Genomic DNA, 5,923 nt, shown 5'->3' on the forward strand with positions numbered 1-5,923 from the left:
GCTGGATGCTGGATGCTGGACATTATGGCATCACTGACTCAATGTGGCGTGAAATGACTTAGACTCCGTGATTTTCTCACCAGAAAATAAACAACTTAACTCACTGAAAAATAATAATTAATCTCAATTTTTCAGGCTGAAAATCACCACATCTTCTGTCATTTTCATGCTCTATCAACGTGTTAGCTACGTGTCTCCTTGATTCTCACCCGGCTTATAGATGAATTCTATAAAGCGTCAAGTGGTGGTTACGGGTTGGCACTTCGATAGCGAATAACAATCCCAGATTTACTTAAATCTTCTACTCTCCTGAATGAATCTACAGGGTCTCAATGTAGATGCTTAAAGCAACTTAAGTACAGAGTTCTCATCCGCCGAAGTACAGCAGTTAATACATGTTTGAATCAAGACTTATTAAAGTCTCCCCAATAACTCAGGATAAGATCTATCTAAAGAAATTATGTTTCTCAAGTTTGGCGTTTGCAGCATTTATATAGATTTAAGCATGCGTTTATTTGTAGACAGAGATTGACGTGGCCAGGGCAAACAAGCAACTGCTCGTTGTATCAATATCCTCCAACTAATGTGAGATGCAGTATAGTGAACCTGAGAACTCTAGTGAACGTATAAGTGACAATGTATTAAGTTACATCCTGATAAGCTAACTACAGTTTCAGGAACTATGCAGATCTTCAGTTATCACAACATGCTGCATTACATTTTAAGTTGCAGTGTTTTAATCAGTTAAACCAGAACAGAATCTGAGTTCATTTCGTTGATCAATATCTAGTGTTATAAACAAGCCATAAGGTTTTAAATTTAATAGCTCCACTTTTACGGAGCTATTGAGCTATTGAGCTGTTGAGCTGTTGAGCTGTTGAGCTGTTGAGCTGTTGAGCTGTTGAGCTGTTGAGTATGAAAGCATGATTTACATCTGCCAATGTTAAATAACGTTCGCAGCAGGGAGCTAACAATTTATGGCCGGTGACGGATGTCATCATTAAAAATGATCAGAGGGAAGGGAAGGGATAACACATTTTATCCGGCAATTCGCACAGTGGTAAGCATAAGCGTTTTCACTGTGATCAATAAATACCACCTCTATGTATAACAAACCTCTTGCAGTTAAAGATGTACAACTTCATCCCGGCGACAAGGCATTCTTGCTAACCGATTCATTTCTGCTTGAACCTATCCCAAAATTTTTGCAGATAACCCGAATTAACGCCTTTTGTTTAAATATCATGCTAAATACGCTAGGGTAGGGGAGTTGGCTATAACACCACTCTCAAGGATTTGTCGGACAAAAAAAACAACAACACCTATGTGTCTGATTTTATTGAAATATATACAAACACTGCAAAATCACCCAATTATAAAAAGATCCACTTTTATTGATTTTTACCTAAAAACTGGCATGCGGAATCTTTTTTAGTACAATACAACAAATCATTATTATTGAGGTGCTTATGAAGCGTGATTACGGTGACGTGTTTGACATCGCCAACCGTGCGAATGGCATGCTGCACGGACTCAGCAGCCATATCGAGCAGCAGCGTCAGGAATTTAATCAACAAGGCTACTACCATACATTTACCCGTAATGCCGTTGCTAACTTGCCTCTGCTGAGTAAGCATGCGGTTGCCGCAGCCATCAGTGAGATGGAAGAGGGGGGTTATACGTTTGGCAGAAAGCAGACCGGCAGCACATCTCAATATGCAATGAGCATTCAGAACGTTGTCGATATTTACAAACACCGCAAGGTGCCTAAATACCGCGACAAACATAAAGACCCCTTCGTCGTTTTTGTTGTGAATCTCAAGGGCGGCGTATCCAAAACCGTCACGACCGTGACCCTCGCTCATGGTCTGCGTGCTCACCCAGGCTTATTGCATAATGATCTGCGTATTCTGGTGATTGATTTGGATCCGCAAGCTTCCAGCACCATGTTTCTCAGCCATACCAACAGTGTCGGTTCCGTGCTGGAAACAGCTGCACAGGCGATGCTGAACGATGTCAGCACCGAGCAACTGCGTGAGCAGTTTGTGAAACCCACAGTGATGCCAGGCGTCGATGTGATGCCCGCCTCGATAGATGATGGTTTTGTCGCCAGCGACTGGGATGCGCTGGTAGCGGAAAATTTACCCGGCATCGCACCATCGGAAGTCCTGCGCCGCAACGTCATTGATCGTCTGGCTGAAGATTACGATTTCATTTTTATTGATACCGGCCCACATCTTGATGCATTTATGCTCAATGCCATTGCCGCCAGTGACTTACTGCTCACGCCAACACCGCCGGCGCAGGTTGATTTTCATTCAACCATGAAATACCTGACGCGACTGCCCGAGATGCTTGAGCGGATTGAAAACGAAGGGATAGAGCCGAGATTGAAAGCGAATATCGGCTTTATGTCGAAGATGACCACCAAACATGACCATATTACGTCTCACAGCTATGCACGTGAGGTGTTCACAAAATCGATGCTGGATGCGGTATTACCCCGTCTGGATGGTTTTGAACGCTGTGGTGAGTCATTTGACACGGTGATAAGTGCAAACCCAACTTCATATCCCGGCAGCGCCGATGCACTCAGAAAGGCGAAACAGGAAGCCGAGAATTTTTCACGCGCTGTATTTGACCGCATTGAATATATCAGGAGTACCAAGTGACCGAACCCAAATCACTCAAAAGAATTGGCCGCACCATGGGCCAGTCTCAGATGTCGAGCTTTATCAACAGCGGCAATCAGTCACGCGTATTTACCCTGAAATCCGGTAACACGGCGACATTCAGCCGCCAGCTTATCCCCAGCGGTGAAGTGGAAAGCAAAACCTTCGTGGATGCGCAGGTGAATGGACGCGATCAGTCAGCACTCACTGAAGAATCAGTGAAAGACATCACGCGCACCATCGAATTGCAACAATTCTTCCCGGCGATTGGTCGCCTGGTGGATGGCCGCATTGAAATTATGGATGGATCTCGTCGTCGCGCGGCTTGTCTGTTTGCCGGAACGGGCCTCGAAGTTCTGGTGACCGAGGATGAAATCGATATCAGTGATGCCCGCCAGCTGGCAGCTGATATTCAGACCGCGAAAGAACACAATCTGCGTGAATTGGGTCAGCGTTTCCTGATGATGGAAGCCCAGGGCATGAACAAGACCGAGATTGCTAAAGCGGAAGGGATCTCTAACGCGAAAGTGACACGTGCTTTTCAGGCCGCATGGGTTCCTGCAGAGTTTATCGAGTTGATCCCGGTCGTTTCCGACCTGAGTATTCCGGACTATAAACTGCTGCTCGATGTGGCAGAAGAAGCAAAAGCGGAGGGTGTCGCGGTCAAAGAGGTCGTCGCTCAGGTAAAAGAGCGAATGGATGACGATCAGGCACTGCAAAAGCTGGCTTCAGATGATCAGAAAACCCGGATCCTGTCGTTTTTCACCACCGCTAAAAAGCAGCTGGTGAAGCCGGTCAAAAACAAGAGCGTCACCACTGAGAAGTTTGGCCATTTTTCAGATCGTACCGCTTACGCTAAACGTAAAACTAACGCAGAAAAGCGTCATGTGCAGTATGAGTTCCATCGTTTGCCTGCCAATACGCTGGAAGAGATCGATATTGCCATCAAGGCGATCCTCTCTAAGCCCTGAATGGGTTCCAACTGCTAAGCAAGTCTTAAAATGGGCGTGGTTTACACGTCCTTATTGTTGAATATCGTTGTATTGATCGTTCGGTCTTCCGCATTCCGTTGCAATATGTACCTCTAAAGCGCTTCAGCAGCGTTCTAAGCGATTTAAGTTCAATTATCGCATCTCACCACTTTAATCACCTCAACGCGCTACAGACACGCCACAAGCTGTAATAGCGTGCGTCTGAAGTAAACCATGTTCATAACCAAAATCGCGCCCATGCGAGGCAGGAAGTTATACAGATTGATCCTTTCTCGAGATCGACGTCCAGAATTGAATGAAATCACCGTATTCCGTGTGAAACTTGCATAACAATCTTATTTATCACTGCTTTTTATCCCCTTTATCCACAGGTTCGATCCAATTATTCGATCATAATGAGATCCCAATGAGATCATAGAAGATCCCGGATCGCTATAGGCCTTGATACCACTGGGCTGAAAGGGCCTTAATAACCGCTATAAAGAGTAAAGTAACCGCTGTAGAGAGGAGAATAACCGATGAAAAGAGTGAAACAACCGATGAAGAGAGTGACTGATAACCGCTGTAGTGAGCAGGCAAGGACAGAAGCTGTGCGTAACTGATCTCACTGTGTATAACTTTATTTCCCTGTAACCTGACTGGCTGGATATCAACCGGCGTTATCCGGGAAAGGTTACCCCCATTATTCACTGACCCGATCCAAGAATAGATCAACTTAAGATCATATAAGTTCCTAACAGATCCCCAGTTCACTTAAAGCCTTGTACCACAAGCCCTAAAGGGGGGTTGATAACCGCTATAAAGAGTAAACTAACCGCTATAGGGAGTAAATTATCCTCTATGGAGAGTAGTCTAACCGATGAAGTGAGTGCTAGTATCCGCTATAGAGAGTAAACGCGCGATGTCCCTGTGTATAAACCGGATCCTCGAAAATGTCGGAAAATGAGCTAAAAAACAACAAGATAGTTGAAGCCTTTTCAGAAACAGATAAACGAACTGGCGAACTGGTTGTACTTACCCCCAACAGAGATAACACTGTTCAACCCGTTGCCTTAATGCGACTAGGCCTGTTCGTTCCTACGTTGAAATCGACCAATAACCGTAAAAACGACACGACAGCCGTCACGGATGTCACAAACGAACTTAAGTTACTGTCGCTCGTTAAATCAGAAGGTTATGAGAGGATCCGAATCATTGGCCAGCGACTCGATATGGACAATGATTTCAAGACATGGGTCGGGATCATTCACGCGTTTGCGAAGTACAACGTCACCAATGACAAAGTGGTTCTACCTTTCGTCGAGTTCGTTAAACTGTGTGGTATTCCTTCATCCCGTTCTTCAGCCAAGCTGAGAGAGCGACTGGAAGCCTCGCTGATCCGCATTGCATCAAATACCATCCAATTCGGCACTGCAGACAAAGATGAACTCTACGTCACTCACCTTGTGCAGTCCGCTAAATACAGTGTTAAAAAAGATACGGTCGAGCTGCAGGCTGATCCCAAACTCTTCGAGCTCTATCAGTTTGATCGAAAGGTTTTGCTACAGCTGCGCGCCATTAACGCGTTGGCTCGTAAGGAATCTGCTCAGGCGCTGTATACTTTTATCGAAAGTCTGCCTCCTAATCCGGCGCCCATTTCCATGGCACGCCTGCGACAACGTCTGAATCTGACATCCCGTCCTATCACGCAAAATGCTACCGTGCGCAGGGCGATGGAGCAGCTTAAAGACATTGGCTACCTTGATTACACGGAGCTCAAACGCGGTAGCTCCGTGGTATTCCACATCCATTATCGCCGGCCAAAACTCAAACCTGCAGAGCTGCCACTCAAGCTCCCGGATATTCTCGAAGATGAGCTGGAACTTGATGATCCTATCGAGACCAATGATGTTGCAGCAGCCAGCGAGCCGCAGGGTGAAATGGTGATGCTGTCAAAAGCGGAGTTGAAGATCCTCGAGGAAATCCGCAAAGGTAAAGTGAAGTAGCCTCCCAATGCTGTCCTCATTTGATAACCGCTATAGAGAGTAAATACTCTCTATAGCGGTTATATGCTGCTGCAATTCACCCTGTTCACCGCCCACATTCACTACGAGTCAGAGATTTGTGACCCAGTAGCCACTATAGAGAGTAACCATGTACTCTCTATAGTGGTTATCTGGAAGTTGCTCACAATTTGCTTCTCTTTCAGTTCAAACGTGCAACTTGACTGCTTTCAGTGTGATAGAAGAAGGGCGTCTTCTGTGAAGTGAACCCCGAAAG

Annotated in this window: 3 protein-coding genes; all 3 read left to right on the forward strand. The window is 45.6% G+C overall.

The annotated features are described in order from the left end of the window. Window positions 1-1,469 precede the first annotated feature (1,469 nt). A complete protein-coding gene (locus VH86_RS24355) occupies window positions 1,470-2,672 on the forward strand; it encodes an AAA family ATPase (protein WP_045816856.1) in 1,203 nt (400 codons plus the stop codon). Window positions 2,673-2,707: 35 nt separating this feature from the next. Further along, entirely contained in the window at window positions 2,708-3,643 is a 936-nt protein-coding gene (locus VH86_RS24360; protein WP_045816889.1) for a ParB/RepB/Spo0J family partition protein, read from the forward strand. A gap of 953 nt (window positions 3,644-4,596) precedes the next feature. Then, window positions 4,597-5,649 carry a RepB family plasmid replication initiator protein gene (locus VH86_RS24365; protein WP_045816857.1) on the forward strand — a complete coding sequence of 351 codons (1,053 nt, stop codon included), beginning with the start codon at window positions 4,597-4,599 and terminating at the stop codon, window positions 5,647-5,649. Window positions 5,650-5,923 lie beyond the last annotated feature (274 nt).

The sequence above is a fragment of the Pantoea sp. BL1 genome, from assembly GCF_000963985.1.
GTDB lineage: Bacteria > Pseudomonadota > Gammaproteobacteria > Enterobacterales > Enterobacteriaceae > Pantoea > Pantoea rwandensis_B.

What these genes read in the sequence shown, in the direction of transcription:
- VH86_RS24365 (WP_045816857.1), top strand. Translation starts at nt 4,597, where the DNA reads ATGTCGGAAAATGAGCTAAAAAACAACAAGATAGTTGAAGCCTTTTCA.
- VH86_RS24355 (WP_045816856.1), top strand. Translation starts at nt 1,470, where the DNA reads ATGAAGCGTGATTACGGTGACGTGTTTGACATCGCCAACCGTGCGAAT.
- VH86_RS24360 (WP_045816889.1), top strand. Translation starts at nt 2,708, where the DNA reads ATGGGCCAGTCTCAGATGTCGAGCTTTATCAACAGCGGCAATCAGTCA.